Here is a 25,363-nt window from a genome sequence, read left to right as displayed (position 1 = left end):
TAGTCCGTTTGTATTACTGAGGGGTGACCTGCGCACTTGCCGGCAGGGGCGGCAGCGTTCTCGGATCGATGTTATCCATGTCAGCCTGGATCAGGCTGGCCATCCTGCTTTCCAGCGCGGGAATGTCCATCACGCCCTGGGTCAGCGGGTATGCCTTCAGGGTGTTGACGTTGACCATAAAGGCCGTCGGTGTCGCAATCGGCAGGCCGTTTCCGAAGAAGGTGACAATCTCATCCGCAATCGGTGAGTTCGGGTTCGTCTTACGCGGGATCATCGGCGTGGGGTAGGACACGTCGCCACCGCCGTCCAGGGTGTACGGGTACACTCTGATGGTATGCTCATCAGCCCAGCCCTTCAGCAGCGGATCGAATTTTGCGCTGTACTGGCAGTGAGCCTGCATAAAGAGCACCACGGCATAGTCTTTCATATTCGCGCGACGTCCGTCCGGCAGCAGCATCAGACTGCCGGGAGCCGGGACCGCAGGAGGGGACGAGGTGATGGCCGAAGCGTCAGGCGGTGAGGTCACCTTTGCCGCTTCAAGCGCCAGCAGTTCTTCCCGCGCCCCGGCATGCGACAGCAGGGGCAGACACATCAACAGAGTCATGAGGCCAGTTTTAATGTTCATGGTCAGCCTCATTATGCTTCTGCGTTCTGTCCTGGCGCAGACAGCGGCATAAGGCAAAAATCACCATGCCCCCCGCGCCGGCCCACATGCCATTGCACAGCCACAGCAGCCCCTGCTGGGTATGCTCCACTGACAGGGTCATCAGCTCGCTCAGTACGCGCGCCATCGTGCCCCAGAAAATCAGCCCTGCGAGAAGAGATGCTCTCATTCGTGTTTTTCCTTATTTTGCAGCACTAAAACCGAATGTGTGTCTGGTGAAATACGCTTTTGGGCGGCAAACGCCCGACGACGGGAAACAAACCATACCCCGCAGCCAAACATCACCCCTATGCTCCAGAAGTTCCACAAACTGGCATCCGCTGAGCGCGCCCATATTTCGCTGTCCACGGGACCCTTTTGACACAATACTTCCGTCGGGCTTACCGGCAACTGGGGCTGAGTATTTACTCCAGGTTCCTGCGGTGTCTGCCGAATGACCGGCGCCATGTCATTAACGCAACTCAACACCTTGCCGGCAGGCACACCGTCAGTCAGGTCATGAAACGTCGTCAGGAACTGCCGCGAAAGTGAGCCGTCAGACGCAGCCAGCATGACAAAGACATACATCGCCAGTGCCGGGCCAAAGACAAGGGAGTACAGGGCGAACCGCCCTGCATCACGGATGAGGGTGAAAAGTGTATTTAGCATGAGAGACTCTCAGGAATTGGGTTTAAAACCGGTGGCCACGTTCAGGAATCGCTTCGACAGATCATCCTGCGTCATGAAGCCGTAAGAAAGGGCACGGTAGTTTTTACTGGCCGGATCAACCAGGTAGAGCGCCGGGAAGTGGTTAATATTCATTGACCGGGACTGCCCCGTATCCGGACGGCTCTGAGGTAGTGAAGCCGCAACCTGTCCGTCAACTGACACCGGAATGAGCGAAATACCGTTGGTTTTCGCAAAATCCGCCACTACACCCGCCATCTGCACATCAATCGGGTCGCTTCCCCGGTAGAAGTAGAACAGACCGTACTGCTGCGCCAGCTGTTCAACAGCGCTCTGCCGCGTCTGCTGGTCACGCGTCTGCATAAACGGGGCCATGCTGTTGTAGTGCGGGTATTCCAGGTTGTAGTCGAGGTCCGGATGGCTCAGCTGCGCCGCCGCAAAGGACTGGCTGAACATTGATGCCCGGTCTGTCCAGAACTTCTGCCAGCGCAGGAACGTCGCCGTGTTTTCCCGCGAGGGATACAGGATGGCGCGGTTAAGCGCCTCCTGTGTGTACCCTTTCAGCACCCTGGCCTGCTCCACAGGGGACATTTTGCTGAGATCCGGGATCGCCTTTTGCGCAGGCTGCGGCGGTTTCTCTGGCTGTTTAGGGGGCTTTTTCGGTTCGTTGTACCAGGACCATCCGGTGAACGGCTCTGCCGGCGTCACAATCTCCTCGGACAGCGCCGTATGGCTCGCCAGCGCCATCAGCAGACCACAGAGGACACGCTTCATTTGCCGCCTCCCTGCTGGTTCACCTGGGCGGCAATACGCTCCTTAATCTGCTGGACCTGCGCACTGGTATCGGGGATTTTCTGGTTCTTCATCAAGTCCTCGTAGAAGTCGGAGAAGTTGATTTTATCGAAGTCGATATTCTGCAGTTCAGGGACCGTGATCCCCCGGCAGTTCGGACTGTCACCGCTGCCGAACTTCACACCCAGCTGGTCACGACGTCCCTGCTCCTGAATGATGCGGGCCAGCTTGCCGTCAAACACACAGTACACCTGGCTTTTCTGGATACAGGCTCCCAGAACCTTGCGGTCACAACGCTCACCCACACTGACGGTAATCTTCTTGGCTTTGGCTTTACCGATGGCCATTTCCTCGTCATCGCAGGAGGCCAGTCCGGTATCCTGTCCCCATCCGGAGTCCTTACAGCAGTTGGAGAAACCCGCAAACGCCTTACGGCATCGCATGGCCTTACCCGTAAAGGCTTTCACTTCAATGGTACTGCTGGCATCTTTTGCATCTTCTGCAGCTGACGCCAGACCGGCCAGTTTCGCTACCGCCGTATCAAAACCGCTACTCCCTGCACCATTGGTGTCGTCACACTCTCCGGACTTACAGATATAATCGCCCCCGCAGACCAGGCCACCCGACTGGTGCGTGGTCTGACACTGGTACGTGTAGCTCATATGAGTACACTGTCCGTCAGTCGACTCGGTACAGGTTGTGCGTGAAACAGTACAGGATGGGTTCGTCATCAGCGTCCCGCAGGTTCCCTTTGAGTCTGACGGAACGACATAGTTATCGGTGTACTCCCAGCAGTCGCTGTAGACGTCATAGCTCTGACCATCATTGACAATGGTCTTGTTTCCCCCCGGAGAGGTGCAGGTTGACGTTGTTTTTTGCGCCTTCGCCATATCCAGACCACAGGATGAGGACCAGGTCACTTCGGGGGTAAAGGTGGTTTCGACCGCATTCATGACCAGAAGCAGCTTGAAGCCTGAAGCACCGGACTGAAAATCCGCGATCTGTTCCCGTATGTGCTTTTCACAACGGTCCTTATTTCCGCTGGTACACCCTGTACTGATGTAGGTACCCGCAGGTAAGGAGCCCCCTTTTGACAGCGGCGTACCTGGCGCGCCCGGCATTTCCCAGTCAAAATTCTTCCCGACCATTGTCTGACTGACGCCCCACCAGGAGATTTTCCCGGCATTCACTTCCCGGTCTGCCCAGTAAAAATGGGCGCTGATCACCGGGCCTGATGCAGGTGCATTAAAACTAAAGTTAAAGGATGTGCCGTTAATACTGAATACGACATCCGCAGCGGTCAGGGTGAAGGTTTTCTGAACCGTGGTGGTTGATGAACGTCCGCCAGGGGTTGCGGTCCGGGAGCAGGCTTCAACTGAGGCCACATCCTTGTCGCAGCTGTAGTTTTCAAAGGTGGTTTTCGATACCGTCACCTCCTTACACTGGTTCGCGGTTCCGTTAAGCACCCCGTCTGCGCCGGCTTCCGCATTTTTACCGATCGTGATGAAAGGTGCCTGCGGATCGATGGCGGGAACCGGATTCGTTTTGCCGGAGTTGATAACCGACTGCGCTGCGTCATTGCCCTGCAGCGCCGCCTGGCCTTTGCTGGCCAGCCCGCCGTCTCCGCCATCCACCCCACCGTAATACCCTTTCTCAGGCGGGTTTGCGGTATAGCCAGGAATAGCGCCTGTCACCGCGCCGGGGTTCTTCAGCGCTCCGGTACCGGCAGAGGCATTTCCTTTACCAAAACTCGCTCCCGCCTCAAAGGCAGGATCGGCTGCGCCCACCAAGAGAGGGAAAAGCATCAGTACCGCTGGAAATATTTTTTTCATTTGGCAGCCTCCAGAAGATGGCGTGCCGTTGCCGCACAATCACCGCTTTCAGCGACTTTCTCCAGCGCCTGCTGCAGCGGCAGACTTCCCCGGATAACATCATGATGTCCCGGGCAGGTCACCACCAGTGCCGGCACTGTCGTGATGTTGTACTGCGTGAACAGTGTCGGATCGATTTGCACGCCAGCATCTTTGTCCTCCTTACTTAGCTCAAACATCGCCGCCGCGGTCTGACGCATATCATTGTTCACCAGGCCCCGCAGCGTGGGCGGGATGTTGTAGCGACGCGCGTCTTTCAGCATGGGCAGCAGGCCTTCACGCGGTATGCCGAGGCTCACAAAGTAAATAGCCGGGAACGTGTCTTTGTCCCCCATCGTGGAGGTTTGTGCCGCAATATTACCCTGCAGGCGGTTAATCAGATCCTGCTGCGGCTGCGGCAACACGGATACACCGGCTGGCTGACTCTGCAGGTCTTCCTTCATGGCCGCCAGCGCGTCCTGCTGGCCTTTGATCCAGTTATGGTCGGAGACGGAGATATCTGTCTGGGTGCTCGCCAGGGCCAGTGGCGTGAAACCCACCATGACGCTGACCATCAGCGCCCGGAGATAAGCGTTTTTCATTGTCATGTCCTCAGAGGAAGACGCAGTTACGTTTGCGCCAGAAGAGATAGCCGAAATTCTTTTTGGATGAAGGTGAGTTGTGCCTTGTGCCCCACAGCTGCGTGCTGGCCCCGAAGGGGTGGCAGTTGCCCGGTTCGGGGTACATGTTCACCATCTGATACCGCCATCGCTCTTTCGGTATGATCGGGGATGGATACTGGTTACAAACGGCGACGTCCGCGCCCACAGAGTTCCAGACCAGCCCCTCGCGATGCATTTTGAAGGCCATTCGTTCTCCGACCAGCAGGGAAGCCTCCAGAGGGGAAAATTCACCACTGGTGTAGCCGGTCAGCGGATATATCGAACCCTGACTGCCCGCGCACCAGAACAGCGGTGAAAGCGGCAAACCCGCTGAGGATGCAGCCGCGTCGGCAGCACAGGCCCCCTGGGCAATTAAATTGCCGAACAGGGCCGCTTCGGGGTTAATCAGCATCGAGAGCGTACTGTCGTTCCACAGGGGGTCGACTTCAGACAGATAGGCGATATCCATATCACCGGTCTGCAGACAACCCAGGCTGGTGATGATGTTAAGCCAGAAAATCAGCGGGTATTTGTACCAGTGAACATGGTAGAACGTACCGGCAGCGGGTCTGTCGCTCTGTCCTGCGGTTCCCGTACCCGTTCGTCCGAGATCGATTTTAAACCCTCCCATGTTGACCATGACGCCCGGCTCCCGGGTTACGTCCACCATCGCCATTGGCTCCCAGAACCCGATGGCCAGCCCGATGCGATAAAACACACCGTATGGACAAATCTGGATCGGCATGGAGGGGTTATTGGTGTCCTTTTGCGGCCCGGCGGCCAGCTGAATATTGCCAAGCGTCATCGGGAACAGGCACTTCCAGCAGACATCACTTATGGGGTTAACCCAGCGGCCGTCACCGGCGTTACTTGCGGCGGCCGTTGCCTGTAAAGGCAACGATGACAGCAGAAGCAGAAACATGCCGGCAAACCATGACACATGCTTCATTTCACCTCCCGCAGCCAGACACAGACCGGACCATCTTCAGTGTCATGAATGGAGCCGATAAACCAGCCCTCTCCGGCTGGCGCTGACGGCTGCCAGTCACTGATGTCCGACGCCCCGTTTTCCCAGGCGGTAATCACCTGGGGAGGAGCATCGTTTTCCATCCAGCGGGTGGCACAGGTCAGTTTGTTCAGGCGCATCCAGTCGCCAAACTCAGTCTGCGTGGCTTCATCACTGGCAGGTGTAAAGTAGTGTGGGTGCGTCCAGAAGCCGTTGCGGTCACGGGTAACCGTCACCGGCCTGATTTTTTCAGGGTGAGTCATGGGGTATCTCCGGGCATGCCGCAGCCACCGGACGGCGGGAGGGCTTAAAGAAAGATCAGAGGTTTTTGGCTTTACCGGCCGCTTTCATGATGATGGCCAGACGTTCTTCCTGGCTCATTTCGTACAGGGCAAGAATGGCTCCGCGCAGAACATGCGAGGGTTTGTACAATGGATTATCGTTAAGGATTTCATCCAGCTGTCGGGCTGAACCCTCATCGTGGCGCACTGACGAGATGGTGACATTCCTGCCCTTTTCAGTATCAGGGTCTTTTTTCATGGCGTTACCTGGTCGGGTTTATCGGAAACCGGGATGACATTCAGGCTGAGGCGGAGCGCAACGCAGTGAGCACCGAACATCCTGAATGGCAGCGCGGTTGAATCAATGGCTGTTTTCGGGTCTGGTGATATACCAGCCAGCGCGCTCACTACCACGTATAAGCACACTGAGCCACGTGCCGGCATACCCATCGTTCACCGCCACATCCTCGCTGTCTTTTATCGCCTGTTCAGAGACTCTCGGTGTGACATAATGCATACGCGCCCGAATAATCCTGCGACTTACGGCCAGCAGGTCTGCTGTCGGCATCGTTACGCGCAGTGATTCATCACGCGTCAGTGCATACCCCGCTTCGGTCAGACCTAGTTCCAGCTCGGCGAGCATCACCTGGTAATACTCCCGGTTAGCAAAGGCGTGTACCGCCTCAGCATGTCTGGCGCTGCCAAATTGTACCGGCGGAACGGGTATTCCCGGTCTACTCTTCCACACCCGGCGTTCACGCCGTACATCTGCAAAATGCTGAACACCAATCCAGCCAGCGAGCAGTGCAACCACGACAAGAAGACCGGTCATACCCTCGGTGTCGCGCAAACAGGTGAGCATCCCCTGCAGCCCCTCCTGTCCGTTTAAACAGCTGATTAGCGCCATGCGTTCATCTCCTCCATTCTGTTACGGATAAGACTGACGAGGAACAGCGGAAACGCCTCGTCGCGTTTTTCCGGCACCGTCGGCAGAAGCTGGTTTTTCTCGCACCACTGTTGCCAGGCTCCAGCGATCAGCGCCGGTTGCCAGGATGCGATTTCTGGATAAAGACGGCAGAGTTGTTTTACGTCTTCCTCGCTGAGAGTCGGCATTGCATTCGACTCTGCGTCACGACACGCCATGAAGTGCGGCGTGTCCGGCAAAGGGGTGCTGAGTATCAGTGACATTCAACATTCTCCTGCTCATCTCCCGAAAACAGTCTGTCGAGACGCTCGGAAAGTGACAGCGTCTGGCCCTTTTTACGTTTCGCGTTGTCCTCGGCCCGCATGGTCTCCAGCAGGAGGTGAACGATGTAATCCGGGAAACGCTCATCGCGTTTTTCCGGCTCGCGGGTTTCCTGCCGGTTTTGGCCACACCAGTGAAGCCAGGCTTTGGTCACCAGTACCGGATGCCAGGAATCCAGCTCCGGATACAGCGTCTTTAGCCGCTCTGCCGTACCCATGCGGGATGTGACTGCTGATGCTTTGCGGGGTTGTTTAGCGTAGCGGCGATGCGTTGTGACGGCCTCGTGCATGTGCGGAAACAGATCACCTAACGTGGTTGCGCTCATTTTTTTGCTCCTGATACCGGAATTTCTTCCACCTTCATCACGCGGCCATCGCGTGAGATGCGCGCGGGGATATGTTCAAAACCAAACTTACGGGTCAGTACACCAGACTGATCGAAGAAGATGCGTTCGTTCAGTGCATCGCTGGTTTCCTTAATGTTGCCTTTCACCAGGATTACCTTCACGTTTGTCTGGCCGGCGATCTGCTGACGGATCCAGTTCATCTGCCCTTTATCATCACCGTCGATGAAATACAGCACCTGACTGAAGGGCACCTTATCCAGGGGATTCACCGTGTCGCCCTTACGGGCGATAATGTTTCCCTGCATGTCAGTGATCGTTTCCTTTACGGTGAAGGTTGGGTCCCACGCAAAGCTGCGGTATTCCTCTGCTTTCGTGAGTCCCGCCACCGGTGTCGGGCGTACCGCATGCTCTTTCACCCTGTCCGTCGCCTCCCTGCGCAGCCGGTCCAGTTCGCCCGACTGCTCCATCCCCTTCAGACGGTTCTGGATAAACGCCAGCATGTCCTGCTCGGCAGGCTCAAAGACGTTGCCCCAGGTACCCAGATCCTTCGCGCCGCTGCCGGCTGAGAGCATCAGCAGCATGGCCATCAGATGCAGTCGTCTTTTCACTGGCCCCCCTGGGTGCGTCGTGCTATATCAGCCCTGATCTCATTCGTGATATCCCGTTGCGGACTCATGACCGCCGGTTTCACCAGAATGATGGCGTTATGTGAGGCTTGCCACTCACCCAAGCTGTCGGTCAGCGCCGAGTTGAAGCGGGCCGTCATTGCCCGGGCTTTGTCTTCATCGAGCTGCAGTTGCGCGGATTGCTGAATGAAAAGGTCAACCGTCCCTTTCATGTCAAAGACCACCACTTCCGGTGCTGTGGATTTCAAGTAACCCCATCCTGCTGCGGTCATGATCAACTGCAAGAAAAACACCCAGGCGGCCAGCTTCACACTTCGGGAGGTCAACCATCCTGCCATCGTTGCGCCATCACGAACGGTGTCACCGTCATATGGCTTGTCGTTTTGTTCACTCATGCTGCGTTCACCCATTCTTCAAGTTCACGAAGTTCACTGCCGTATTTCTTCTCCGCCAGCAGATATGCCGCTTCTTCCGAAGTCGCCCCGGCTTTCTGCGCGTTCTGCATGAACGCAAAATCCTCACCACGGGAGCTGAACATGGCGCGCGTGACGGGGTCGACGAACAGGCGATGGAAGGAGCTGTATTCACCGGCGTTTATCAGCAGGGAGCTGTAGCCTGTCTGCAGGGCTGGCTGGAAGCCACGGATAACTTCTTTTTCCATGTCCGAGAACTGATCCGGGTTATCGGCAAGGTACTGTTTAAAGGCCTTCGCATCCTGCAACAGGGTGATTTTGGTGGAGCTGTTGTTCCAGGCGGCTTCGGCTTCCTTACTGGCGCTGAAGTCCTTGATGCCCTGGGTGATAGTGATAAACGCGCCACGGTGACGGCGCACGGTGCGGTATCCGGTTTCGATAAACCGTGCCGCGTGCGGGTTGGAACCACCCAGCAGACGCCAGGCTTCGTCGATAATGCAGACTTTTTTGAGGTCGCGGGGGCTGTGGTACATCTTTTCCTGAATCGCCAGGATAAGCGAGAACAGGATGGACGAGAGCAGCTTTGGTTTGTCTTCCAGGCTCAGCAGTTCCAGCACCGCGAAGCGGGTTTCGCCATCGAGCGTCGGGTTATCAGCATTGAAGTATTCGCCGTCCGGCCCCCATGTGCAGTAGGTATCGAGCAGCATGGCCAGTTCGGCAAGGCGCGCGATGATGGTCGGCTTGTCCGCAAACGCCTTATTGATGTCCTCGTTGGTCAGGTAATTATGAACGTCATCAATACGGGCTTTGTTTGCCTTCTTCTCCCATGCATCCATTACCGCTTTCTGCAGGATCGCTTCGCAGACGCCGTCCAGCGGCTGCGTCGGACTGGCGAGTACCGTCAGCAGGCGCACAATCCCTTCCGCAGAATGGTTAATGTCCTTAACGTTGGCGAACGGGTTAAAGCGCAGTTTAGAGCCATCGAGGTAGACCCCGCCGGCCTGGTGACAGTAGTTCTTGTAGCTGTCCCCCATGTCGATAACCCAGGCATACCCCCCGGCGTTTAACACATCTCGCAGAATACCCTGTGTCAGGAAGGATTTCCCTGCCCCGGATGTGCCGGTAACGGCGATATTAAAGTTGGTGCTGCCGTTCTCCTCACCAAACATGTCGTAGAACGCCACCTGATTGCGGTAGGTCGGTAACGGCATGCCCACGTTTGACAGCTGGCGCTCGGCCACAACCGGCATCAGGCTCACCGCATTCCATGACTTGGCGCGCAGCGTTGCCCCCGTCATTTTCAGATCTTCCCACATTCCTTCCTGCATAACGAACGGGAAGCTGGCCAGCCAGTTACGCATCTGCTGGTACTGTATCGTGACCATCTCCAACTCGTTCTTACGGAACACGTTGACGGCTGCCAGTTCACACTTCTGCGCCTCCGTATTGTTGTCCGGGGCGAACAGGGTCAGGTTGAAATAGGTTCGGCAGTGTGCGATTTCATTGCTGTTCAGTTGCTCACGTGCCCGTCGCCATTCTTCTGCCGCTTTTTTGGTACCCGGGAAAAGTGCCGCGTAGGCTGAGTTGGCCTTTTTAGACAGGTCCGTATCCTTACGGAACGCCTCGCTCTGGCTTTTGGTCTGTTCTTCCAGCTCGGTGGTCCAGGTCAGCATAAACGGACAGGGAATACCGAGATCGGGAAAGCGCAGGTTCTGCAGGTTGTCTGCGCCCTGCCAGAGCGCAAAGCGTCGCGGATTTTTGCTGAGTTGCATGTTGATGATGCGGCATGCTGATGCCGGCATGCGTGTCCCGCGAGTGTCGATGGTCTCCGGCAGTTCCATCCGGATATGTCCCGGATGTACCCGCACATCAATCCCGGGATCAACCACCTGGCGGTTGAGCTTCTCATCCTCGTTGTAGTCCCCGGAGGACGTCAGCACCTGCTCCTGACGGTAGTTCATTTGCTCACGCACTGCAGACAGGAAGCCGTGCACATCGATATTCATGCTTTCGATGCGCGCAGCGCCCAGGGAGACGCGGATGGTGTTACGTATCTGAATCAGGTCATCAATCACCCTCTGCGTCTGGGAGGCACGTTTGACTTCTTTCCCGTACACCAGAAAGATACGGTAGTTGCGAAGATAGAGAGGATATTCGCGCTCGTTGGCCAGACCGTGCAGCGCGGAGCGCTGCCAGAACGCGCGGGTGATTTTATTAAGGTGATCGGCCATCCCACCTTTCCACATGTCATTACTCACGCCGCGATCGATACGTTCCCCGACGCATTTACTGGCAAGCATAATGACGGTGACGGGCGTCTGGCGTGGCAGTTTTTTACGCAGCATGTCATCGAGGGCGGCCATCACCTGCTCGTTCGCGCCGGGAAGCGGGGCGGCTTCCATAATGAAGCCCGCAGAGCCGGAGTTGACGAAAATCTCATTAGTATCGTCGTAATACCGGTACGGGAGCGCCGCGACCAGGGACGGATAGTCCCAGGTCTGGGAAAGGTTGTTTCGGGCCGTCGCGGCACCGTCTTCCTGCTTCCCGTTCTTCAGCATGTCCATCAGGTTGTCGACAAAACTCATTTTCGACCCTCCGCTGCTGCCCGGATTAACTCCAGGCGACGCAGTTTCTCTTCGTTCATCTGACCGCTGCGCTGTCCGTCACCAGCAGTATCAGTCTGCCAGTCATGGCTCACTCTCAGGGCGGCGAGCGTCTCATCCTCCAGCTGCGGCGCTCCAGGTTCCACTACGGGCACCAGGCCCGGAGAGAACTTTCTCGATCTGCTGAACCAGTCAGCGGGGAGGGAAGAAAAGTCGTTTACATTTACCGGGTAAGTCACCACCTGGCGTGTCATCATTCACCCCCCTCTCCGATAACGCGGTAACTCTCATCCCAGTGGGATTTGTTTTTCACGAACTCGACCACGGCTGGTTGATGGAAGTTGTCGTCCGTGTCGACCCAGGGCGCAATCCACAGGCGCTGCGTGGCATCAGGAATACGCTGAACCGGAACGCGGCCTGCAGTGTTAACCGGCACAGGTGTCGCACGACTGGTCGTGGCCAGCGGCGTGACCAGTGAGCTTGTGCTCCCGGCAGGGGAAGTAGTCAGCGGGCGGGCTGAAACTGGCTTAGCGGCAGTCGTTCCGGTTGCTGCGACGGAGACAGGACGGAATGGGTTCACGACCGGTGCCGAATTGCGCAGTGCCGGCAGGGTTTCACCCGCAGGCTTTTTTGCGGTTTTATCGGCCGTCAGGTCATCCAGGCTTTTACCCTGAGCGGCCAGCTTGTTGGCCTCACCGGTGGTCAGACACTGGTCAGTCGCGGTCTTGTTGCAGTCGAAATCAGAATTGAGACCGGCGCAGCCGGTCAGTGCGCTGCACAGCAGTGCAGCACCCAATAGGTTTTTCATGGGATAACTCCGGTTGGTAATTCAGATTTATGTGTAAAGAGGTGACGCAGATTTATCCGTATCGGTAAAGACGGCTTGTAGATATGACAATGAATTGCATGGCAAAGCTGGTTAACACGCAGAAATAAAACCAGTCGATCGTCAGAAAATCCAGATTCATTTGTATGAAGCCAGCTACGATGATCACAACTGGCGAGATAATCCAAGGTGCCAGGGCTCCTACAAACATCATCCATGGCTCATCGGAACCATAATAAACTCTCGCGCTGCCCATGATGATAAACACACTGACGATCAGAAAGATTCGCCATGTGGAAAAGTCCTTGTCGCCGAGTCCCTTCAGATTCAAAACCGCCCATACCGTCATTTCAGTCGCATAAATAAGCACTAAAAAGACGACGTGGCGGTAGTCATACAGGATTTTGAGCAATGAAGAACGTGTCCTGATTGCAGACATAGACACTCCAGTGTAATGAATTACAGGGTTGACGGGACAATTAGGGGTACTGCCGAATTACACTTCACTCATCTCCTGTTTTCACGCTGCGGTCAGAAGTTTTATGGAGGAACTTCAGGTCAGGCTTCTTTTCTGGCCAGACGGACCTCGTTTCTTCCTGATACCAGCTGCTGACAATGCTGAGCGTCAGCCCCTCTTGTTCAGCCTGGTGCTTCAGGTGCTCCCAGGCGGGGAGGTTCAGGGGCTCATAAACAGAAAGCACCCTGTCGAATACCTCCGCCCAGCTTTCGTTGTGGCGTGGGACAATTCGCCTGCATATCATCTGACTCAGAAAAAACCAGACAACCAGGAGGCTCATCGTCAAAAGTGACGGGCGGAACTCCGAAACCGTGACGACTACGGTACCGGTGAAGGAGACAAACCAGATAAACATGAACAGGCTTCCTGCCGGGGTGGGCCGTCCGGCCTCCCATTCAGCAATATGCATCCGCATGTTCCTGAGCAGATTGTTATTACGCTTTTCATCACGCATTCCTGCTTGCTCTCTCTTCTGGCCAGACGGATATCGCTTCTTCCTGAAACCAGCTTCTGACTGCGGCCAACGTCAGTCCCTCTCTCTCAACCTGCAGTTTCAGTCTTTCCCAGGCTGCCTGATTAACCGGTTTGTAGGATGACAGCGTTTCATCAAACACGGCCTCCCACGATTCGGTCTTGCGTGGTATGAGTTTTCTTAGCAGCAGGTTACTCAGGGCAGACCAGGCTGCCAGAAATATCCATCCCCATGCTGGCCAGTAATGCAAGAAGAGACCGCCTCCTGTGAGAATCATGAATACCCATGCAGTTACGAAAAACCGCTGTACCGGCGTTGATCGGCCGGCGCTCCAGTCATCAAGGTCCTCCCGGATTCTTGTCAGAGCTTTGTCTTTACGCCTGGTCTCACGGATGAATGATTTCATCTTTTGTACCTCATTAGTTGATGGTGTCGCCGCGAACACCGCCTTTCCCCTGGTAGCTGACATGGCCGTCGAACTCCATATCGACGTGCTTGCCGTTTTTCAGTACGCAGCTGATTGATTTTGACCGGACAATGCCGCGTTCGCTGGAGATGTCACCCCAGATTTCACCCACATCCGGCACCTGTCCGTTGACTACGGCGCGGGACAGTGCGACCAAGGTTTTTTCGTAGGTCTGCCCTTCTTCCCATGCCTTCGCGTCGTCGTTCTTACGAAGTGGTGGTGACATTGGGGTGAAGCGCAATGTTTTGCCGTTACTACGCTTTTCTTCACGCATTCCAGCTACCTTATTTAGCGGTTCTGCAGGAGGAGACTAACGATGATCGAAGTACGCTAAACTCAATCACGTCGTTACGCTCGATGAGCCTGAGGGCTTCTGGCGTGCAGGCCATTGCAGCCTTAAGTGCCAGTGAAACCGCGAGGCTGCGATAACGGTGTTGCAGCTCTGTGGGTGCGTCATCAGGGACTGCGTCAGACACCTGCTGATATGCTTTCCATGCATTTGGCTGGGCTGTAGATTCTCGTTCCATACTCTCAAATTGAGCAGTGTCCTTAGCCTCTTTCTGAGTGTTTGAATCTTTAACGGCCCGTGACGGAATGTCATATTCAGGTGAAGTCATAAAATTCAGCAGCATCCCTGCTGGTAAACTCAGCGACAGTAAAAGAATAACAATTCCGATATCACGCTTCATGTTGGCCTCCGCCTTCCCCTTTTGAGCTGGATTTTGTTTTATCCGGGCTGTAAGAGTCTTGCATCAGTTGATAGTGTCGCCCAGACGCAGCTGGCTGGCCTGCCGGAGAACGTCATCAGGATTGATGTTGCCTACGGAGGTGGTGCTGGATGCAGTGGTCTGGCTTGCAGGTTGCGGCGTCACGGCATTCTGCGCGGCGTTGCCGGCTTTCTGCAGTTCTTCCTTTGCCTTTTCGTCTTCAGCGTCTTCCAGGGTTTCGAGGCGGAAGCCTTTCTGGAACACAACCGTAATACGGTTACCGGCACCAATATCAATCACCGGGTGATACTGCTCAGCGCGTTTAATCCAGTACTGGCTCATCGTTTCGGCCGCCTTGCTCGCTCCCCCACCTAAGCCCTGTTTAAACACGTCGCCGGCACCGACGTCAGCTGTGGCACCAAGTCCCACTGATGGTGTGGCGGCAGACTTGATCCCTTCACCAAAACCGGACAGAAGGCCTGCCGCGCCAGCGTAGCCCACAATCATGCCGTTTCGCATGACCGGCTTGCCGCGAACACCGCCTTTCCCCTGGTAGCTGACATGGCCGTCGAACTCCATATCGACGTGCTTGCCGTTTTTCAGTACGCAGCTGATTGATTTTGTCCGGACAATGCCGCGCTCGCTGGAGATATCGCCCCAGATTTCCCCCACTACGAAGCAGCCGTCTGCGCTGTACTCTTTGTTGTTGGGCATCTGGATATTACCCAACAGTCGGATGGTTACGGGCTGGGTGTTCTGCTGGCCGGTGACGCTGGCATTGGCATCGGCACCTTCAATCATGATGGCGTCAGAAAAGGAGCCAGACGGAATCCAGGGTAGTTTAGTTGGCTTTTTCTTCAGGCTTTCGTAACTGAACTTTGTGGTGTTCAGGCCGCCTGTCATGCGCTGGCCGGAGCCGCCCGGATAGAATGCTGCGCCCTGCCCCATATTCACACCGGTGGCGGCCGGTGTGCCTGCGGGGGTCACAGTGTATTCGGGAGGTCGGGCCTGGCCGGCAGCAACCGGACCGGGGAGTGGTGTTCCGTTCTGACCTGCAGGTGGTGTCTGCTGGCCAGTGGTCTGGTTGCTGCCGGGGGCTTTCGTAAGCTGGTCATTCAGGCGCTGAATCTCTTCATCCTTTTTGGCCAGCTGTTGTTCGGTCATGAGCTTGTTCTGTGCAAACTGCTGGGTAAGCGTGGTGAGCTTATCCTCAAGTGCGGAGGTTTTGGCCTGCTGCTGTGCCAGTGCGGCATCGTTAACCTGCTGGTTAAATGCTGCGGTGACGACGCCGGTCATGTTTGGCGTAGCGACCGGTGCGGGCTGCTTCTGCTCCTGCTGGTGTTGTCCGTACCAGATAACACCGCCCGTTGCGGCCGCGCCGCCCGTTATAACGGCAGCCAGGATGGCCAGTTGCTTGCGGCGGGTTTTCAGGTTTTCATTCAGGTTCATGGGCGGGTGACTCCGTCATCTGAAAACACAATCCAGGCATAACCTTCGCCACCGGCATAGAGCTGGTTCTGCGACAGCATCACGGCCCTGACACCCTTACGCCAGAAATCGCGCTCGCGCAGGCTGCGGGTGATGCTGCCCGGGTTGCTCATGCGGAAGCGTACAATGCGCAAATGGTTGCCGACGAACTGGCGTTCCGGTGTCAGACGAACATCACTGGCGGGTGTGTACGCTGGCATGCGACTTACCGGATATTCCTGGTAGTCATCCGGCACCTGTCCGTTGACTACGGCGCGGGACAGTGCGACCAGGGTTTTTTCGTAGGTCTGCCCTTCTTCCCATGCCTTCGCGTCGTCGTTCTTACGAAGTGGTGGTGACATTGGGGTGAAGCGCAATGTTTTGCCGTTACCCGGTTGCGGCCTGACGTTCAGGCTCAGGGATGAACCGCGGTCAGTCTGGATGAATAACGTGAAGTTCTGGCCAACGAGCGGAGACAGAATGAGCGCTCCGTCGTCGGTTGTGCTCTGGTCATAGGCACCGGTTGGTCCGCTGATGCTGGTAATGAGTTCTCCGTCGACAACAACCTTGCTCGGGTTGGTGTTGCTGAGTGTGACGTTAAAGGCGGCGTCGTTCTCAAACGGAATGGCTGCGGGTGCGGAAGCGGCCCGGAGGCCGCTTGTGAATAATCCCGCTGCCATAAACACAGCAGCAGCTGCCGGTGAAATGCGAAATTTCATGGGCAGTCCTGTCAGTTAGTGGGGGATACCGGCTTGAGTTCTTCAAAGCTGTGGAGGTTAATCACACCATTGTCATAACTCAGTTTCAGCTGGTAGGTTTTTTCCTGGTCTTTCAGTGGCGTGATGATTGCGCCGTTGGTGGTGGAGGATTTCAGAATCCCGCTGTACTGCACGGTATCATCGTCCGTAACACGTATCTCTTTCGTGATGAACTGCGTGGTAATGCCCGCGTTTTTGATTCGGTCAGTTTCAATGTCCAGGGCTTTCTTGAGTGCGTCCCGCTCGGCGGAAGGGACAAATCCAAGAATGATTTTCTGGTTAATGTCGATGTTTTCCGGGCTGACATTCAGCCGCCAGTAAATAAAGGAAGCGGCGAACTGTGTCAGGCCGGTGGCATCGACACTTTTAGAATCTGATGCGAAAGGGCGGTTAAACGTTAACGGGGTGGTGATGGTTTTCTGGGTGGTTGCAAAATACCAGGCCAGTGAACCGGTTAATACATTTCCAGCAGCCAAAAGTATGGTTAATGCTGAAAGACCAATAAAACCATAAGCAAGGTTTTTATCGCGCTCTCCTTTAATTTTCATTTTCATAAAATTTATGCCCTCCAGTGCCGGAAACTTGAATCAGGTATCTGGCGAAAAGTTACTTTGAACAAAAGTGAGGGCAGGTGCCAGTAACAGAAATTAAGTAACCAGTATGACCCCTGCCCTTTCTTCAGATACCTGACAAGGAACCAGAGCAGGCCCGCTATGATGGAGAGTTCAATAGACATATTATTGAGGATGCCCAGTATGGCGAGAGGGGCAACAATAATAATTTCATCTAATGGCAGTCCGAAATAGCGGTCCTGCTGGTTCAGAGTTTCCGGGAAGTAGTATTTATCCTCTTCCCCGCTCATGGTTAGCTCGCAATCGCAAAACCAATGCGTGTTGCGATGATTACCAGTGGCACACCCAGGAATGTGAGTGGGGAGCGTGTTTTCATATAAATGAAGACACCGAAAAGAATTTCCCCGAGGTAAAACCATTTAACGATTGATGAGCCAGAACCGAAAGTCGAATTAACTGTAGTGTTCTGGGAGGCGAGAAGGTCAGTACCGGATGCAAATGCCGGGTGAGTGACCAGAAGTGCAAAAACAAATGCGCCGACTGTCTTTAAGTAAAATTTAGTCTGGCGATATTCAATTGCTTTGCGGAATAAAGACGCTACCGCCCATCCCTTACCGACGTTAAGGGCACTGCCTTTGGTTAACATGCTTGTTTTCTCCGAAGTAAACAAAAGTGGTTCGCGTAAGTGCTTGTTTACGCGGGCGCAATTGTCCCATGACCCTAAAAAAAAAAAACTGTGACGCATGTCACATTTTTAGAAGGTATTCGGATTTATCTGAATATGTAAGTGAGTAGGCTTTGTAGGCCAGAAAGTTGAGAAATGGCCTACAGGATCTATAGCTATGAAAGTTAAAGAGAAAATGTGGGATGGTCGCGGCCGTCCAAGGAAGTTCCAGCCGGGGGAGGCTGTGGAGTGGAGGCTGCGTGCGCCCGATAATTTGCTTATGGAGCTGAGAATATGTGCGCGAGCTGGTAACAGGAGTATTAACGAGGAGATTATTGCGCGGTTATTATTGTCCCTTAATTATCAGCCGGGGAAGCCAGTCATTAAAACGGCGGAAGGTGAAAAGCTCATTGCACTGGCGGTCAGGTTTGATGAGTGGCTGGAAAATTTACTGGATGGCGGGTCAGGTAATCACGTTGAGGGAAATAAAATTCCACCCCATCAGGAGCAGTTGTGGGTCTGGCGTAAAGGTGAGCGAATATTACTGCCAGGAAAAACTACAGGCTATAGCATGCGAATTCCTGAGAATCTTGCTGATGAAATCAGGGCGATGGCAAAGGTGCATAACCGTAGCCTGAATGATGAAATGCTCACCCGTCTGATGGATACTCTGGGCTATTTTACGGAGCGCTTACTTGAACAGAACGAGGATGCGCAGGCGCTTAAAGCGCTTTGTATGGAGTTTGAAATCTATCTTAAAAAGAGAATAAAAGAGGTTGAGGGAAGCGACCTTCCCTGGGATGAAAGTTCTTCTCAGTGATCGATGTGGGCCGGAGATTCCGGCTCACTGATTTAATTCTTTTCATTGATAAAGTGTCTTGTTTCCGCTTCGTCTTCTGCGGTATTGATACCACTGATAATCATATCGAGAGTATCTTCCAGGCTTCCCTCTCCGTCTTTTCCTGTCATTTTTAAATACATCTCAGCAAGAAGTGTTGCTATGAGAACTGTGCCTTCTCGTGAGCCGGCTGCTTTTCGTATCAGGTCCCTTCGATATCCTTCAATATCAAATTGATTGCCGTCATCACCGTCTCGTTTATAAACAAGAAGCCCGAGGCGAATTAACTCGTTGCAGGTGGCTGACATGTTTGCTTCTCCTGCGGTTGCGCCGTTTTGCAGGTCTTGCTGTACAATATCGCGAACTTCGCGTTCAATTTTATCTTTAAGGTAGATGCCGACTCTTCCCATATTTCTTACCTGTTTTAAGTTAGTGTCGGAACCGACACTATGTATGGCCTGTAGGTGGATTTCCCGATTGCTGCGCGAGGATATAATGGTTTGATATTGCTGTAAATTTCTGTTCTGTACAGTAGTACAATCCAGCACTATGTTGTGCGATAGTGTGACACTGTGCGATATATAATTCAATGTATTTGCAGCGTATCTACAATTGTACGATACGTGTGTGACATAGCGACACTAACAGGTAGCAGGTTTATACGATAGTGTAGTGTCGGTATGTACGACAATTACCGGCTATACTCCATATTCGCGCAAAATTGCTTAAGGCATATCGCTGATATTAAACGAAAAATCTGCAAGACGAAGTCTTGCGTGGGGTGTGATGTTTTAAGGGGTTAGTAAAGAGCGGCATGTTAATACCTCCATCTGGTTTGTTTTTGTTATTTCACACCAGGGCTGATTGCATGCCTCAGAGCGCTCACGCGCGTTTGTAGTGAATTAACTTGATTACGACGATCGGGCGGGGTATTTTTTAAAGCGCCTCTCCTGGGGCCTCGTATTTCGTTAAAAGGTCAAAACATGAAAATAACGTTACTGCCTGCGGCAATGCTGACCCTTTCACTTTCTGCTGGCGCAGCTCCGCAGATGTGCTTTGATCAGGCCGGGAAAGATTATCAAATTGATCCGCTGCTGCTTATGTCAATTTCGATTAAAGAGAGCAGGCTGAAAGCGGGGGCGATAAATGGATCAAACAGGAATGGAACAGAAGATGTCTGCGGGATGCAGGTAAACAGTTCCCATTACGGTAAACTTAAAAACTTTAATATCACCCGTGAGCGCCTGTTAAATGATCCTTGTATCTGTGTCTATACGGGAGCATGGGTGCTGGCGCACAACTTCCGGTCATACGGAAAAAACTGGGACAGCGTGGGGATGTATAATACGGGGCCGAGCAAAAAACTCGTTGTACAGCGCAAGGCCTATGCACAGGATATCAAAAATATATACCGTGTATTGCTGGCCAGAAAAATGTTACTTTCTGAACGTCACGTGCCAGCTGTGAGAAAGGAGTATGAGGGTAAAATTGCAGAAACGGCCTCGCTAAACAGCGGGCACTAAAAAGCCGCTCTGTCGGGCGGCTTAATTTTCAGGACTTCAGTTTTGCGAACTCCTCCGCCATTTTCCAGAGCACCTGATTTAATTTGATGTCGCCATCTATTCCGGTGACTTCCCGCGTTCTGGTCATCTTTCCCTTTTCCGTTCTGCCACGAATCCCCCCACGGATCACATTTTCCTGCACGACATTAAACGTGGTCCATAAATCCTGACCTTTGTCGAGGACGCGGCGAGGGTTAATAATTTGCTCCGGCGTAATCGGCGCGGGTTTTCCGTCGTACTTAAGTTCCAGAGCGGTAGCACCAAAAAGGCGCTGCTCAGGCAGTGTGAGCTGAATGCTTTTCATCAGATCAATATTTTCATCAACCGCGTCAAAAGTTTTCAGCACCGTGTAAGCGCCTTCGATAACCTGCCCGACAATATCACCTTTGTGGGGCACGCGGATTTCGCCAAAATCCTTCCATGCAACCAGACCATTACTGCAAACCTGACGGAACATGCCAGGGATCATTTTATAGCTGCTTGAACCATCATGGCTATTCAGCAGAATAATTTCCGGTACTTCTTTTCCATTGATCTGGTCATGACGACGCAAGCGAAGCATATGCTTTGTAAAATCGCGTTTATCCAGGTCACGTGTACGTGACTGCGTTGCATAATAAGGCTGAAAACCTTCTTCGCGTAAACGATCAAGAATATTAATGGTCGGAATATAGGTATAACGTTCAGAGCGTGAATCGTGTTTATCCCCGGAGAACGCGCTCGGCACGATGCGCTGTAATTCGTCATTCGTCAGCGGGCGGTCTTTACGGATAGAGGTTGGCATACGATAGCGGCTTGCGAAACTGACCATTTTTGTTTACTCCTGATTATTTAATTACAGATGATGAAATAACGCGATGAAAATTATCCAGCGGCATTGCTGCTGCTACCGGGTGACCTTCTACAACCCAGACAGAGATATAATCCGGGCATTCGTCATTAATTAACGTCAGCTCAGTGGCATTCTCTGGCGGGGTAAAAATTGCCGGTTGTGGCTCCCCTTCCGACGCTGCCAGTACCCAGCAAAATAGATCCATGAACTGGGACGTTGTCAGGTCTGAATCACATCTTCCGGTAGATTCTTGAGCGGCGGTTTTGACGTTGACGTTTCGTGTGTGCATCCTGGTTTTCTCCTGTGGTGATGGTTTTCCATCTCCCTGGTGAGTTCTCTCGCGGCAAAGGGCAAAGGAGCAACGGCGGGGCGGCAGGAGAAGGGCGCAGACAAAAGTTTTTGCGGCACGCAAAAAGTTTTGGCGGAGTACATTTCACCCTTCGGATGACGGCACGACGGTGCTACGACCAGCCCTCCGCGTGAGGACACACGGGGGATGGCCTCACCGGGCGAACAGGATGCACGCACCCGACACGGCGGAACGGCGTGGCGGCCTTAAAGCGACGGCTCCGCCGGCGCGGTCAGGCCGGCCCGGCCCCCGGCCGGTGCAAGCCGGGGGTTGACCTCAGCCATCAGACCCTAGCGTCAGCCCGAAACCCGAAGGGGTTCGGCGGAGCCTGGCGGGTGCGTCAGCGGCCGCCCTGGCGGAGTGGGGCTCGACGACCGGACCGCCACGCGGGCCGGGAGCCGAAGGGGGCCATCGCCCTCCCCGTTCTTCTGGTTCTGGTCATCATTGATTTGCAGCTGAGAAAGTTAACCAGCAGGACGCCGGTTCTGATTACAGGGAAACAGAGAAGCACTGTAGCGGGGAAAGGCAGGAGCGCCGGAGGCGCTTTCGCCCTCCCCGCTTCCCCGAAGGGGGAAAGAGGTTTGTGCGGTTGCCCCGATGACATGCACCGGGGCACAGATTTCCGTTCAAATCGGTTCTTCGCTTTCACCTCCGTTTTCCTGCTCATAATGCATCATGGCCATACTCAGCAGGGCATTAAACCCCTCGATGCCCGCCCCGTCCGGATCGCACTGTTCGCACAGGTGCAACAGATTGGCCAGAAAATCCGTGATAACGGTTTGCACGCTTTCGCTTTCCCTGTTCAGCCCTGTTTTACGGGCAAATTTCCACAGCACATCTGCAGCCAGCGCGGCGTGATCATCGTTGTTGCGGATTTTTACCGGTTCAGGCTGTCCGTTCAGGCGTTCTGCCATTGTCTCCAGCACGGTCGCCGGAATGCCGTTCAGTGTGTTGCTTGTCATTTTCTCTCTCCCTGCAGCAGGTCTGCTCTGCCGCTCTGTCAGTCAGGCGGCCACGGTGGCCAGAAATTTTTTCATTGCATCCAGACGACTGCGAAATGCCAGACGTCCCTGCCAGTCATTGAAGTAATACACGGGGGTATAACGCACGCGGCTGGCTTTCAGGGTCAGCGTATTGCCGGTCACAACTTTCGCGGGAATACCCAGCAGTGCCAGCTGGATAAAGGCCATATCAGCCACCATTGGATCGATATCGGTACAGGTGGCGTACAGCTGTTCTGACGGGTTATATCCCGCTTCAGCCATCCAGAATGCAAAGGCGATGACCATTCCGGCGCTGCCGCAGGCTGGCTCATCGAGCGTCAACCATCCCTCACGCTTTATCGTCTCCTGAGCGCCGGGCATGAGTATTCCGGCCATCAGGCTGGAGATACAGGACGGTGAAAAATACTGCCCCATTTCATCCGCGCCCAGCTCCTGCTCCATATACAGGGCGCCGAGAAAATCATGAATGTCACCCGCCAGCCCCTCCACCAACAGGCAGAACAGCTGTTTCATGGCGTCTAAATCGGACGGCTCATAACGTTTACAGATCAGATAGCTGCTTTCCATGCCCTCTGGCGTTCGCACCCGAGCCAAATCCAGCTGGCTGGCAGCAAGCTGTATGAAGTCCCGGAACACTTCAGAGCGACGCATAGATGGCGCGGTACTACGGAACACGCTGGCGAACTGCTTACGCGCCTCAGCGGGTGACATCGTCCGGGCAGGCGTGGAAGCCCGCGGCTGCGGGTCAATCTGGTCTGCCTGGAACAGGGATTCAAAACTCAGTTGTGACATAGTTTCTCCTTACCGGCCGCCGGGGGCGGCCGTCTCCTGTTAAGCCAGTCCAAGCGCCGGATAGACGCTGACAGCCAGACCACAGTCAGCATCGACGGCGTAGCCCGTTTCGGCATTTACCACGGACAGGAACGGCTGCCACTGTGAGAAGCGCAGCGCGGGTACGCGCGCGCGTTTTCCGGCACGGAGGGCATTTACAAATGCCTTCGCCTGTGCGACAGTTTGCGGGTCAAGATTCACGATTAATCTCCTTACATTGGTTGTGATTGCCGGTTCACCGTTACAGCGGCTACCCGGCGTTGAGAAAGCAGGGGCAACCCTGCTTTTTTAATGCGCTGAATTCAGTGGCGCATCGAGACAGAAACGGGCGATCACGTCGCCAATCAGCTCCCGGTGATGACGGGTGTGCAGGTCATGGCACTCAAAGAAGCGCTCTCCGTACCGGACAAAAATTGCGGTCACATCCCCGCCCGTAAACTCCATCGATTTGAACGACTCCCCGCCGTACCCTCTGCACCAGTCCGTCAGCGGCAGCGTTTCCAGCTGGTTGATATACCGGGCTTCGGTAATTTCTGCCCACGGACGGCGATAGCCGTCATTCTGCTTTTCCTGTACCTGAGTCGCGGGGATCAGCTTCGCATCCGGATAGAGACGGCGCAGGGATTCCAGCGTTTTCGCGTCACGCTGCGTGACCCACTGGCCATCCAGCTGTGTTGCGCGGTCATAAACGGCGTTATGTGACGGAACGAAAAAGGCCATTGGTGCAGCGGTCAGGGTGTTAACGTTCATTTTCCTGGCTCCTGTCTGATTAGGTTCCGTGCGGCGGCTGCCGCACGGGTAAACCGGAATTAAATATCGATACCTGTGTGCGCGATCAGGCGCACAAACTGTCTGAAGTGGTCAGCTTCAGCCACGTGGATGTGGCGAAACTGTTTATCGACGCCGCTGCTGAGGGCGTAGAAATAGGTGCAGCGCATCGTTTCCGGGCAGCGTCTGCGCAGTTTCTTCAGCTCCGCAAGGCTGCTGAACTCCAGAACGTCGGGTTCCTCCGCTGAATTTTTTTTCTGCTCAGCGACGAGGATCGTGTACGACACGGTTTTTCCCCCTATCTTCCTGGAAGATTCTTGAGCGGCGGTTTTGACGTTGACGTTTCGTGTGTGCATCCTGGTTTTCTCCTGTGGTGATGGTTGTCCATCTCCCTGGTGAGTTCTCTCGCGGCAAAGGGCAAAGGAGCAACGGCGAAGGGAGGAAGGAAAGGGGCGATGACAAAAGTTTTTGCGGCCTTTCGCTAAAAGTTTTGGCAGCGTGCATTTCACCCCTTGGATGACGACCCGACGGTGCTACGACCAGCCCTCCGCGTGAGGACACACGGGGGATGGCCTCACCGGGCGAACAGGATGCACGCACCCGACACGGCGGAACGGCGTGGCGGCCTTAAAGCGACGGCTTCGCCGGCGCGGTCAGGGCGGCCCGGCCCCCGGCCGGTGCAAGCCGGGGGTTGACCTCAGCCATCAGACCCTAGCGTCAGCCCGAAACCCGGAGGGGTTCGGCGGAGCCTGGCGGGTGCGCAGCGGCCGCCCTGGCGGAGTGGGGCTCGACGACCGGACCGCCACGCGGGCCGGGAGCCGAAGGGGGCCATCGCCCTGCCCGTTCTTCTGGTTCTGGTCATCATTGATTTGCAGCTGAGAAAGTTAACCGGCAGGACACCGTTTCACACAGTCGGAATGAATAGCTTGGGGAAAGGCAGGCTGAAGCCCGGTATGCGCAGGTTGATCACGACGACATTCATTCAGCGACATCTGGCAGAAAAGGATATTGCGAAGAGTAGCGGGAGGGAGCAGAGGGGCAGCGCCGGAGGCGCGTCCCCCTTCCCCCGTTCCCCGGAGGGGAACAGCCCTTCCCGGAGGTTCAGGCGTGCGGTCGCGTCGGGAAGGAAAAAGGGGCTACCGGTGAACCGGTAACCCCTTCATAAAGGCGCTTCAGGCATGTCCAGACAGCCTCAGCCCCTTAATGGCGGGGGTTTCCCCCCGCCGGGGTTGGCTACTTAGCGGATTCGTAGGCCATGAAAGCCGCCACCTCCCTGTTCGTGTCCCTGTAACGAATTTCGCAGAGCGATTTCCGTGTCAGGTAAGTGAATATCAGCAGTGTGAGACACACAATTAATACACACCAGATCAGGGTACTTCGTGGCAGTTTCATAGCCGTCTTCTCCTTGCCTTGCGGCAGCTAAGAGGCTATTCTGTTGGTGTCTAGTCAAGCAGATGGCCTCGTGTGGTTGGTTAATGAAAATTAACTTCCTACGGGGCTTTCTTCTTTTTGCCACACAACCGGTAACAAACCACCTTCACGTCATGAGGCAAAAAGCCTCAAGCGCCATCGCCA

Annotated in this window: 37 protein-coding genes and 2 pseudogenes; 2 read left to right on the top strand and 37 right to left on the bottom strand. The window is 54.7% G+C overall.

Features of this window, described 5'->3' with window-relative positions; genetic code table 11:
* Positions 1-13: 13 nt before the first annotated feature.
* The 27 genes and pseudogenes from M2422_RS23295 to M2422_RS23160 form a co-directional block, all read right to left on the bottom strand.
* Positions 14-625 carry a type-F conjugative transfer system pilin assembly thiol-disulfide isomerase TrbB gene (locus M2422_RS23295; RefSeq protein ID WP_259143046.1) on the bottom strand — a complete coding sequence of 204 codons (612 nt, stop codon included), beginning with the start codon at positions 623-625 and terminating at the stop codon, positions 14-16.
* Positions 615-833, bottom strand: coding sequence for a hypothetical protein (locus M2422_RS23290; protein ID WP_259143044.1), 219 nt, complete (start codon positions 831-833; stop codon positions 615-617). Before M2422_RS23290 ends, M2422_RS23295 begins: the two co-directional genes overlap by 11 nt.
* Positions 830-1,312: a hypothetical protein gene (locus tag M2422_RS23285; RefSeq protein ID WP_259143042.1), complete on the bottom strand. Its 483-nt coding sequence runs from the start codon at positions 1,310-1,312 to the stop codon at positions 830-832. Before M2422_RS23285 ends, M2422_RS23290 begins: the two co-directional genes overlap by 4 nt.
* A gap of 9 nt (positions 1,313-1,321) precedes the next feature.
* A complete protein-coding gene (traF, locus tag M2422_RS23280; RefSeq protein ID WP_259143040.1) occupies positions 1,322-2,104 on the bottom strand; it encodes a type-F conjugative transfer system pilin assembly protein TraF in 783 nt (260 codons plus the stop codon).
* Complete coding sequence (traN, locus tag M2422_RS23275; protein WP_259143039.1) at positions 2,101-3,954, bottom strand: type-F conjugative transfer system mating-pair stabilization protein TraN; 1,854 nt, start codon at positions 3,952-3,954, stop codon at positions 2,101-2,103. The genes traF and traN overlap by 4 nt, the downstream gene beginning before the upstream one ends.
* Positions 3,951-4,574 carry a type-F conjugative transfer system pilin assembly protein TrbC gene (gene trbC, locus M2422_RS23270; protein ID WP_259143038.1) on the bottom strand — a complete coding sequence of 208 codons (624 nt, stop codon included), beginning with the start codon at positions 4,572-4,574 and terminating at the stop codon, positions 3,951-3,953. Before trbC ends, traN begins: the two co-directional genes overlap by 4 nt.
* A 10-nt stretch (positions 4,575-4,584) precedes the next feature.
* Positions 4,585-5,583 carry a conjugal transfer pilus assembly protein TraU gene (gene traU / locus M2422_RS23265; protein ID WP_404997324.1) on the bottom strand — a complete coding sequence of 333 codons (999 nt, stop codon included), beginning with the start codon at positions 5,581-5,583 and terminating at the stop codon, positions 4,585-4,587.
* Positions 5,580-5,903, bottom strand: a complete 324-nt coding sequence (locus tag M2422_RS23260) for a hypothetical protein (RefSeq protein WP_259143037.1) — start codon at positions 5,901-5,903, stop codon at positions 5,580-5,582. Before M2422_RS23260 ends, traU begins: the two co-directional genes overlap by 4 nt.
* Before the next feature lie 55 nt (positions 5,904-5,958).
* On the bottom strand, positions 5,959-6,180 hold the full coding sequence (locus M2422_RS23255) for a hypothetical protein (protein WP_259143036.1): 222 nt from the start codon (positions 6,178-6,180) through the stop codon (positions 5,959-5,961).
* Between the two features lie 102 nt (positions 6,181-6,282).
* Complete coding sequence (locus M2422_RS23250; RefSeq protein ID WP_259143035.1) at positions 6,283-6,828, bottom strand: hypothetical protein; 546 nt, start codon at positions 6,826-6,828, stop codon at positions 6,283-6,285.
* Positions 6,819-7,109 (bottom strand): hypothetical protein, encoded by a 291-nt coding sequence (locus M2422_RS23245; protein ID WP_259143034.1) that lies wholly within the window; start codon positions 7,107-7,109, stop codon positions 6,819-6,821. Before M2422_RS23245 ends, M2422_RS23250 begins: the two co-directional genes overlap by 10 nt.
* Positions 7,100-7,492, bottom strand: a complete 393-nt coding sequence (locus M2422_RS23240) for a hypothetical protein (RefSeq protein ID WP_259143033.1) — start codon at positions 7,490-7,492, stop codon at positions 7,100-7,102. Before M2422_RS23240 ends, M2422_RS23245 begins: the two co-directional genes overlap by 10 nt.
* Positions 7,489-8,121: a type-F conjugative transfer system protein TraW gene (gene traW, locus M2422_RS23235; protein WP_259143031.1), complete on the bottom strand. Its 633-nt coding sequence runs from the start codon at positions 8,119-8,121 to the stop codon at positions 7,489-7,491. The genes M2422_RS23240 and traW overlap by 4 nt, the downstream gene beginning before the upstream one ends.
* Positions 8,118-8,534 carry a type-F conjugative transfer system protein TrbI gene (gene trbI / locus M2422_RS23230; protein WP_259143029.1) on the bottom strand — a complete coding sequence of 139 codons (417 nt, stop codon included), beginning with the start codon at positions 8,532-8,534 and terminating at the stop codon, positions 8,118-8,120. Before trbI ends, traW begins: the two co-directional genes overlap by 4 nt.
* A complete protein-coding gene (traC, locus tag M2422_RS23225) occupies positions 8,531-11,137 on the bottom strand; it encodes a type IV secretion system protein TraC (protein ID WP_259143027.1) in 2,607 nt (868 codons plus the stop codon). Before traC ends, trbI begins: the two co-directional genes overlap by 4 nt.
* Positions 11,134-11,412: a hypothetical protein gene (locus M2422_RS23220; protein ID WP_259143025.1), complete on the bottom strand. Its 279-nt coding sequence runs from the start codon at positions 11,410-11,412 to the stop codon at positions 11,134-11,136. The genes traC and M2422_RS23220 overlap by 4 nt, the downstream gene beginning before the upstream one ends.
* Positions 11,409-11,963, bottom strand: a complete 555-nt coding sequence (gene traV, locus M2422_RS23215) for a type IV conjugative transfer system lipoprotein TraV (protein ID WP_259143024.1) — start codon at positions 11,961-11,963, stop codon at positions 11,409-11,411. The genes M2422_RS23220 and traV overlap by 4 nt, the downstream gene beginning before the upstream one ends.
* A gap of 52 nt (positions 11,964-12,015) precedes the next feature.
* Complete coding sequence (locus M2422_RS23210) at positions 12,016-12,420, bottom strand: hypothetical protein (protein WP_259143023.1); 405 nt, start codon at positions 12,418-12,420, stop codon at positions 12,016-12,018.
* Between the two features lie 64 nt (positions 12,421-12,484).
* A complete protein-coding gene (locus M2422_RS23205; RefSeq protein ID WP_259143022.1) occupies positions 12,485-12,952 on the bottom strand; it encodes a hypothetical protein in 468 nt (155 codons plus the stop codon).
* Positions 12,945-13,376: a hypothetical protein gene (locus tag M2422_RS23200; RefSeq protein WP_259143021.1), complete on the bottom strand. Its 432-nt coding sequence runs from the start codon at positions 13,374-13,376 to the stop codon at positions 12,945-12,947. Before M2422_RS23200 ends, M2422_RS23205 begins: the two co-directional genes overlap by 8 nt.
* A gap of 19 nt (positions 13,377-13,395) precedes the next feature.
* Positions 13,396-13,545: pseudogene (locus M2422_RS23195) on the bottom strand (conjugal transfer protein TraB); the annotation flags it as partial.
* A gap of 175 nt (positions 13,546-13,720) precedes the next feature.
* Positions 13,721-14,125: a hypothetical protein gene (locus M2422_RS23185; RefSeq protein WP_259143020.1), complete on the bottom strand. Its 405-nt coding sequence runs from the start codon at positions 14,123-14,125 to the stop codon at positions 13,721-13,723.
* A gap of 63 nt (positions 14,126-14,188) precedes the next feature.
* A complete protein-coding gene (gene traB / locus M2422_RS23180) occupies positions 14,189-15,592 on the bottom strand; it encodes an F-type conjugal transfer pilus assembly protein TraB (RefSeq protein ID WP_259143019.1) in 1,404 nt (467 codons plus the stop codon).
* Positions 15,589-16,329: a type-F conjugative transfer system secretin TraK gene (gene traK / locus M2422_RS23175; RefSeq protein WP_259143016.1), complete on the bottom strand. Its 741-nt coding sequence runs from the start codon at positions 16,327-16,329 to the stop codon at positions 15,589-15,591. Before traK ends, traB begins: the two co-directional genes overlap by 4 nt.
* Before the next feature lie 11 nt (positions 16,330-16,340).
* Entirely contained in the window at positions 16,341-16,922 is a 582-nt protein-coding gene (locus M2422_RS23170) for a type IV conjugative transfer system protein TraE (RefSeq protein WP_259143014.1), read from the bottom strand.
* Between the two features lie 5 nt (positions 16,923-16,927).
* Positions 16,928-17,230, bottom strand: a complete 303-nt coding sequence (gene traL, locus M2422_RS23165) for a type IV conjugative transfer system protein TraL (RefSeq protein WP_045343954.1) — start codon at positions 17,228-17,230, stop codon at positions 16,928-16,930.
* A 2-nt stretch (positions 17,231-17,232) separates the two neighbouring features.
* Positions 17,233-17,586 (bottom strand): type IV conjugative transfer system pilin TraA, encoded by a 354-nt coding sequence (locus M2422_RS23160; RefSeq protein WP_259143012.1) that lies wholly within the window; start codon positions 17,584-17,586, stop codon positions 17,233-17,235.
* Between the two features lie 196 nt (positions 17,587-17,782).
* Here M2422_RS23160 and M2422_RS23155 point away from each other — a divergent pair, with 196 nt between their 5' ends.
* Positions 17,783-18,424, top strand: a complete 642-nt coding sequence (locus M2422_RS23155) for an Arc family DNA-binding protein (RefSeq protein WP_259143010.1) — start codon at positions 17,783-17,785, stop codon at positions 18,422-18,424.
* A gap of 32 nt (positions 18,425-18,456) precedes the next feature.
* On the opposite strand, the gene M2422_RS23150 is transcribed toward M2422_RS23155, so the two are convergent.
* A complete protein-coding gene (locus tag M2422_RS23150) occupies positions 18,457-18,852 on the bottom strand; it encodes a conjugal transfer protein (RefSeq protein ID WP_259143009.1) in 396 nt (131 codons plus the stop codon).
* A 573-nt stretch (positions 18,853-19,425) separates the two neighbouring features.
* Here M2422_RS23150 and M2422_RS23145 point away from each other — a divergent pair.
* The gene (locus M2422_RS23145; RefSeq protein ID WP_259143007.1) at positions 19,426-19,965 is read left to right on the top strand and encodes a lytic transglycosylase domain-containing protein; all 540 of its coding nucleotides are present in this window, start codon (positions 19,426-19,428) and stop codon (positions 19,963-19,965) included.
* A 28-nt stretch (positions 19,966-19,993) separates the two neighbouring features.
* Here the strand turns inward: M2422_RS23145 and M2422_RS23140 are convergent, their stop codons facing one another.
* The 9 genes and pseudogenes from M2422_RS23140 to M2422_RS23100 all read right to left on the bottom strand — a co-directional run.
* A complete protein-coding gene (locus M2422_RS23140) occupies positions 19,994-20,815 on the bottom strand; it encodes a DUF932 domain-containing protein (protein ID WP_259143005.1) in 822 nt (273 codons plus the stop codon).
* 16 nt (positions 20,816-20,831) lie between these two features.
* Complete coding sequence (locus tag M2422_RS23135; protein ID WP_259143004.1) at positions 20,832-21,125, bottom strand: hypothetical protein; 294 nt, start codon at positions 21,123-21,125, stop codon at positions 20,832-20,834.
* A 686-nt stretch (positions 21,126-21,811) separates the two neighbouring features.
* A complete protein-coding gene (locus M2422_RS23130) occupies positions 21,812-22,147 on the bottom strand; it encodes a hypothetical protein (RefSeq protein WP_259143003.1) in 336 nt (111 codons plus the stop codon).
* A 42-nt stretch (positions 22,148-22,189) separates the two neighbouring features.
* Positions 22,190-22,981 (bottom strand): SAM-dependent methyltransferase, encoded by a 792-nt coding sequence (locus M2422_RS23125; protein WP_259143002.1) that lies wholly within the window; start codon positions 22,979-22,981, stop codon positions 22,190-22,192.
* A gap of 39 nt (positions 22,982-23,020) precedes the next feature.
* A complete protein-coding gene (locus M2422_RS23120; RefSeq protein ID WP_259143076.1) occupies positions 23,021-23,221 on the bottom strand; it encodes a hypothetical protein in 201 nt (66 codons plus the stop codon).
* A gap of 87 nt (positions 23,222-23,308) precedes the next feature.
* Positions 23,309-23,770 (bottom strand): hypothetical protein, encoded by a 462-nt coding sequence (locus tag M2422_RS23115; protein ID WP_259143001.1) that lies wholly within the window; start codon positions 23,768-23,770, stop codon positions 23,309-23,311.
* Between the two features lie 59 nt (positions 23,771-23,829).
* Complete coding sequence (locus tag M2422_RS23110; RefSeq protein WP_259142999.1) at positions 23,830-24,144, bottom strand: hypothetical protein; 315 nt, start codon at positions 24,142-24,144, stop codon at positions 23,830-23,832.
* Positions 24,145-25,021: 877 nt separating this feature from the next.
* Positions 25,022-25,141 carry a type I toxin-antitoxin system Hok family toxin gene (locus M2422_RS23105; RefSeq protein WP_223156217.1) on the bottom strand — a complete coding sequence of 40 codons (120 nt, stop codon included), beginning with the start codon at positions 25,139-25,141 and terminating at the stop codon, positions 25,022-25,024.
* A pseudogene (locus M2422_RS23100) lies at positions 25,089-25,304 on the bottom strand (DUF5431 family protein); the annotation flags it as partial. The pseudogene M2422_RS23100 and the gene M2422_RS23105, both read right to left, overlap by 53 nt.
* Between the last annotated feature and the right edge of the window lie 59 nt (positions 25,305-25,363).

This window comes from Enterobacter sp. SLBN-59 (assembly GCF_024807915.1).
Classification (GTDB): Bacteria; Pseudomonadota; Gammaproteobacteria; order Enterobacterales; family Enterobacteriaceae; genus Enterobacter; species Enterobacter asburiae_B.
This window is presented reverse-complemented; position numbering and strand designations above follow the sequence as displayed.

Excerpts from the sequence above, each read along its gene's own strand:
- M2422_RS23295 (WP_259143046.1), bottom strand. The coding sequence starts at position 625 with ATGAACATTAAAACTGGCCTCATGACTCTGTTGATGTGTCTGCCCCTG.
- M2422_RS23290 (WP_259143044.1), bottom strand. The coding sequence starts at position 833 with ATGAGAGCATCTCTTCTCGCAGGGCTGATTTTCTGGGGCACGATGGCG.
- M2422_RS23285 (WP_259143042.1), bottom strand. The coding sequence starts at position 1,312 with ATGCTAAATACACTTTTCACCCTCATCCGTGATGCAGGGCGGTTCGCC.
- traF (WP_259143040.1), bottom strand. The coding sequence starts at position 2,104 with ATGAAGCGTGTCCTCTGTGGTCTGCTGATGGCGCTGGCGAGCCATACG.
- traN (WP_259143039.1), bottom strand. The coding sequence starts at position 3,954 with ATGAAAAAAATATTTCCAGCGGTACTGATGCTTTTCCCTCTCTTGGTG.
- trbC (WP_259143038.1), bottom strand. The coding sequence starts at position 4,574 with ATGAAAAACGCTTATCTCCGGGCGCTGATGGTCAGCGTCATGGTGGGT.
- traU (WP_404997324.1), bottom strand. The coding sequence starts at position 5,583 with ATGAAGCATGTGTCATGGTTTGCCGGCATGTTTCTGCTTCTGCTGTCA.
- M2422_RS23260 (WP_259143037.1), bottom strand. The coding sequence starts at position 5,903 with ATGACTCACCCTGAAAAAATCAGGCCGGTGACGGTTACCCGTGACCGC.
- M2422_RS23255 (WP_259143036.1), bottom strand. The coding sequence starts at position 6,180 with ATGAAAAAAGACCCTGATACTGAAAAGGGCAGGAATGTCACCATCTCG.
- M2422_RS23250 (WP_259143035.1), bottom strand. The coding sequence starts at position 6,828 with ATGGCGCTAATCAGCTGTTTAAACGGACAGGAGGGGCTGCAGGGGATG.
- M2422_RS23245 (WP_259143034.1), bottom strand. The coding sequence starts at position 7,109 with ATGTCACTGATACTCAGCACCCCTTTGCCGGACACGCCGCACTTCATG.
- M2422_RS23240 (WP_259143033.1), bottom strand. The coding sequence starts at position 7,492 with ATGAGCGCAACCACGTTAGGTGATCTGTTTCCGCACATGCACGAGGCC.
- trbI (WP_259143029.1), bottom strand. The coding sequence starts at position 8,534 with ATGAGTGAACAAAACGACAAGCCATATGACGGTGACACCGTTCGTGAT.
- traC (WP_259143027.1), bottom strand. The coding sequence starts at position 11,137 with ATGAGTTTTGTCGACAACCTGATGGACATGCTGAAGAACGGGAAGCAG.
- M2422_RS23220 (WP_259143025.1), bottom strand. The coding sequence starts at position 11,412 with ATGATGACACGCCAGGTGGTGACTTACCCGGTAAATGTAAACGACTTT.
- traV (WP_259143024.1), bottom strand. The coding sequence starts at position 11,963 with ATGAAAAACCTATTGGGTGCTGCACTGCTGTGCAGCGCACTGACCGGC.
- M2422_RS23210 (WP_259143023.1), bottom strand. The coding sequence starts at position 12,420 with ATGTCTGCAATCAGGACACGTTCTTCATTGCTCAAAATCCTGTATGAC.
- M2422_RS23205 (WP_259143022.1), bottom strand. The coding sequence starts at position 12,952 with ATGCGTGATGAAAAGCGTAATAACAATCTGCTCAGGAACATGCGGATG.
- M2422_RS23200 (WP_259143021.1), bottom strand. The coding sequence starts at position 13,376 with ATGAAATCATTCATCCGTGAGACCAGGCGTAAAGACAAAGCTCTGACA.
- M2422_RS23185 (WP_259143020.1), bottom strand. The coding sequence starts at position 14,125 with ATGAAGCGTGATATCGGAATTGTTATTCTTTTACTGTCGCTGAGTTTA.
- traB (WP_259143019.1), bottom strand. The coding sequence starts at position 15,592 with ATGAACCTGAATGAAAACCTGAAAACCCGCCGCAAGCAACTGGCCATC.
- traK (WP_259143016.1), bottom strand. The coding sequence starts at position 16,329 with ATGAAATTTCGCATTTCACCGGCAGCTGCTGCTGTGTTTATGGCAGCG.
- M2422_RS23170 (WP_259143014.1), bottom strand. The coding sequence starts at position 16,922 with ATGAAAATGAAAATTAAAGGAGAGCGCGATAAAAACCTTGCTTATGGT.
- traL (WP_045343954.1), bottom strand. The coding sequence starts at position 17,230 with ATGAGCGGGGAAGAGGATAAATACTACTTCCCGGAAACTCTGAACCAG.
- M2422_RS23160 (WP_259143012.1), bottom strand. The coding sequence starts at position 17,586 with ATGTTAACCAAAGGCAGTGCCCTTAACGTCGGTAAGGGATGGGCGGTA.
- M2422_RS23155 (WP_259143010.1), top strand. The coding sequence starts at position 17,783 with ATGAAAGTTAAAGAGAAAATGTGGGATGGTCGCGGCCGTCCAAGGAAG.
- M2422_RS23150 (WP_259143009.1), bottom strand. The coding sequence starts at position 18,852 with ATGGGAAGAGTCGGCATCTACCTTAAAGATAAAATTGAACGCGAAGTT.
- M2422_RS23145 (WP_259143007.1), top strand. The coding sequence starts at position 19,426 with ATGAAAATAACGTTACTGCCTGCGGCAATGCTGACCCTTTCACTTTCT.
- M2422_RS23140 (WP_259143005.1), bottom strand. The coding sequence starts at position 20,815 with ATGGTCAGTTTCGCAAGCCGCTATCGTATGCCAACCTCTATCCGTAAA.
- M2422_RS23135 (WP_259143004.1), bottom strand. The coding sequence starts at position 21,125 with ATGCACACACGAAACGTCAACGTCAAAACCGCCGCTCAAGAATCTACC.
- M2422_RS23130 (WP_259143003.1), bottom strand. The coding sequence starts at position 22,147 with ATGACAAGCAACACACTGAACGGCATTCCGGCGACCGTGCTGGAGACA.
- M2422_RS23125 (WP_259143002.1), bottom strand. The coding sequence starts at position 22,981 with ATGTCACAACTGAGTTTTGAATCCCTGTTCCAGGCAGACCAGATTGAC.
- M2422_RS23115 (WP_259143001.1), bottom strand. The coding sequence starts at position 23,770 with ATGAACGTTAACACCCTGACCGCTGCACCAATGGCCTTTTTCGTTCCG.
- M2422_RS23110 (WP_259142999.1), bottom strand. The coding sequence starts at position 24,144 with ATGCACACACGAAACGTCAACGTCAAAACCGCCGCTCAAGAATCTTCC.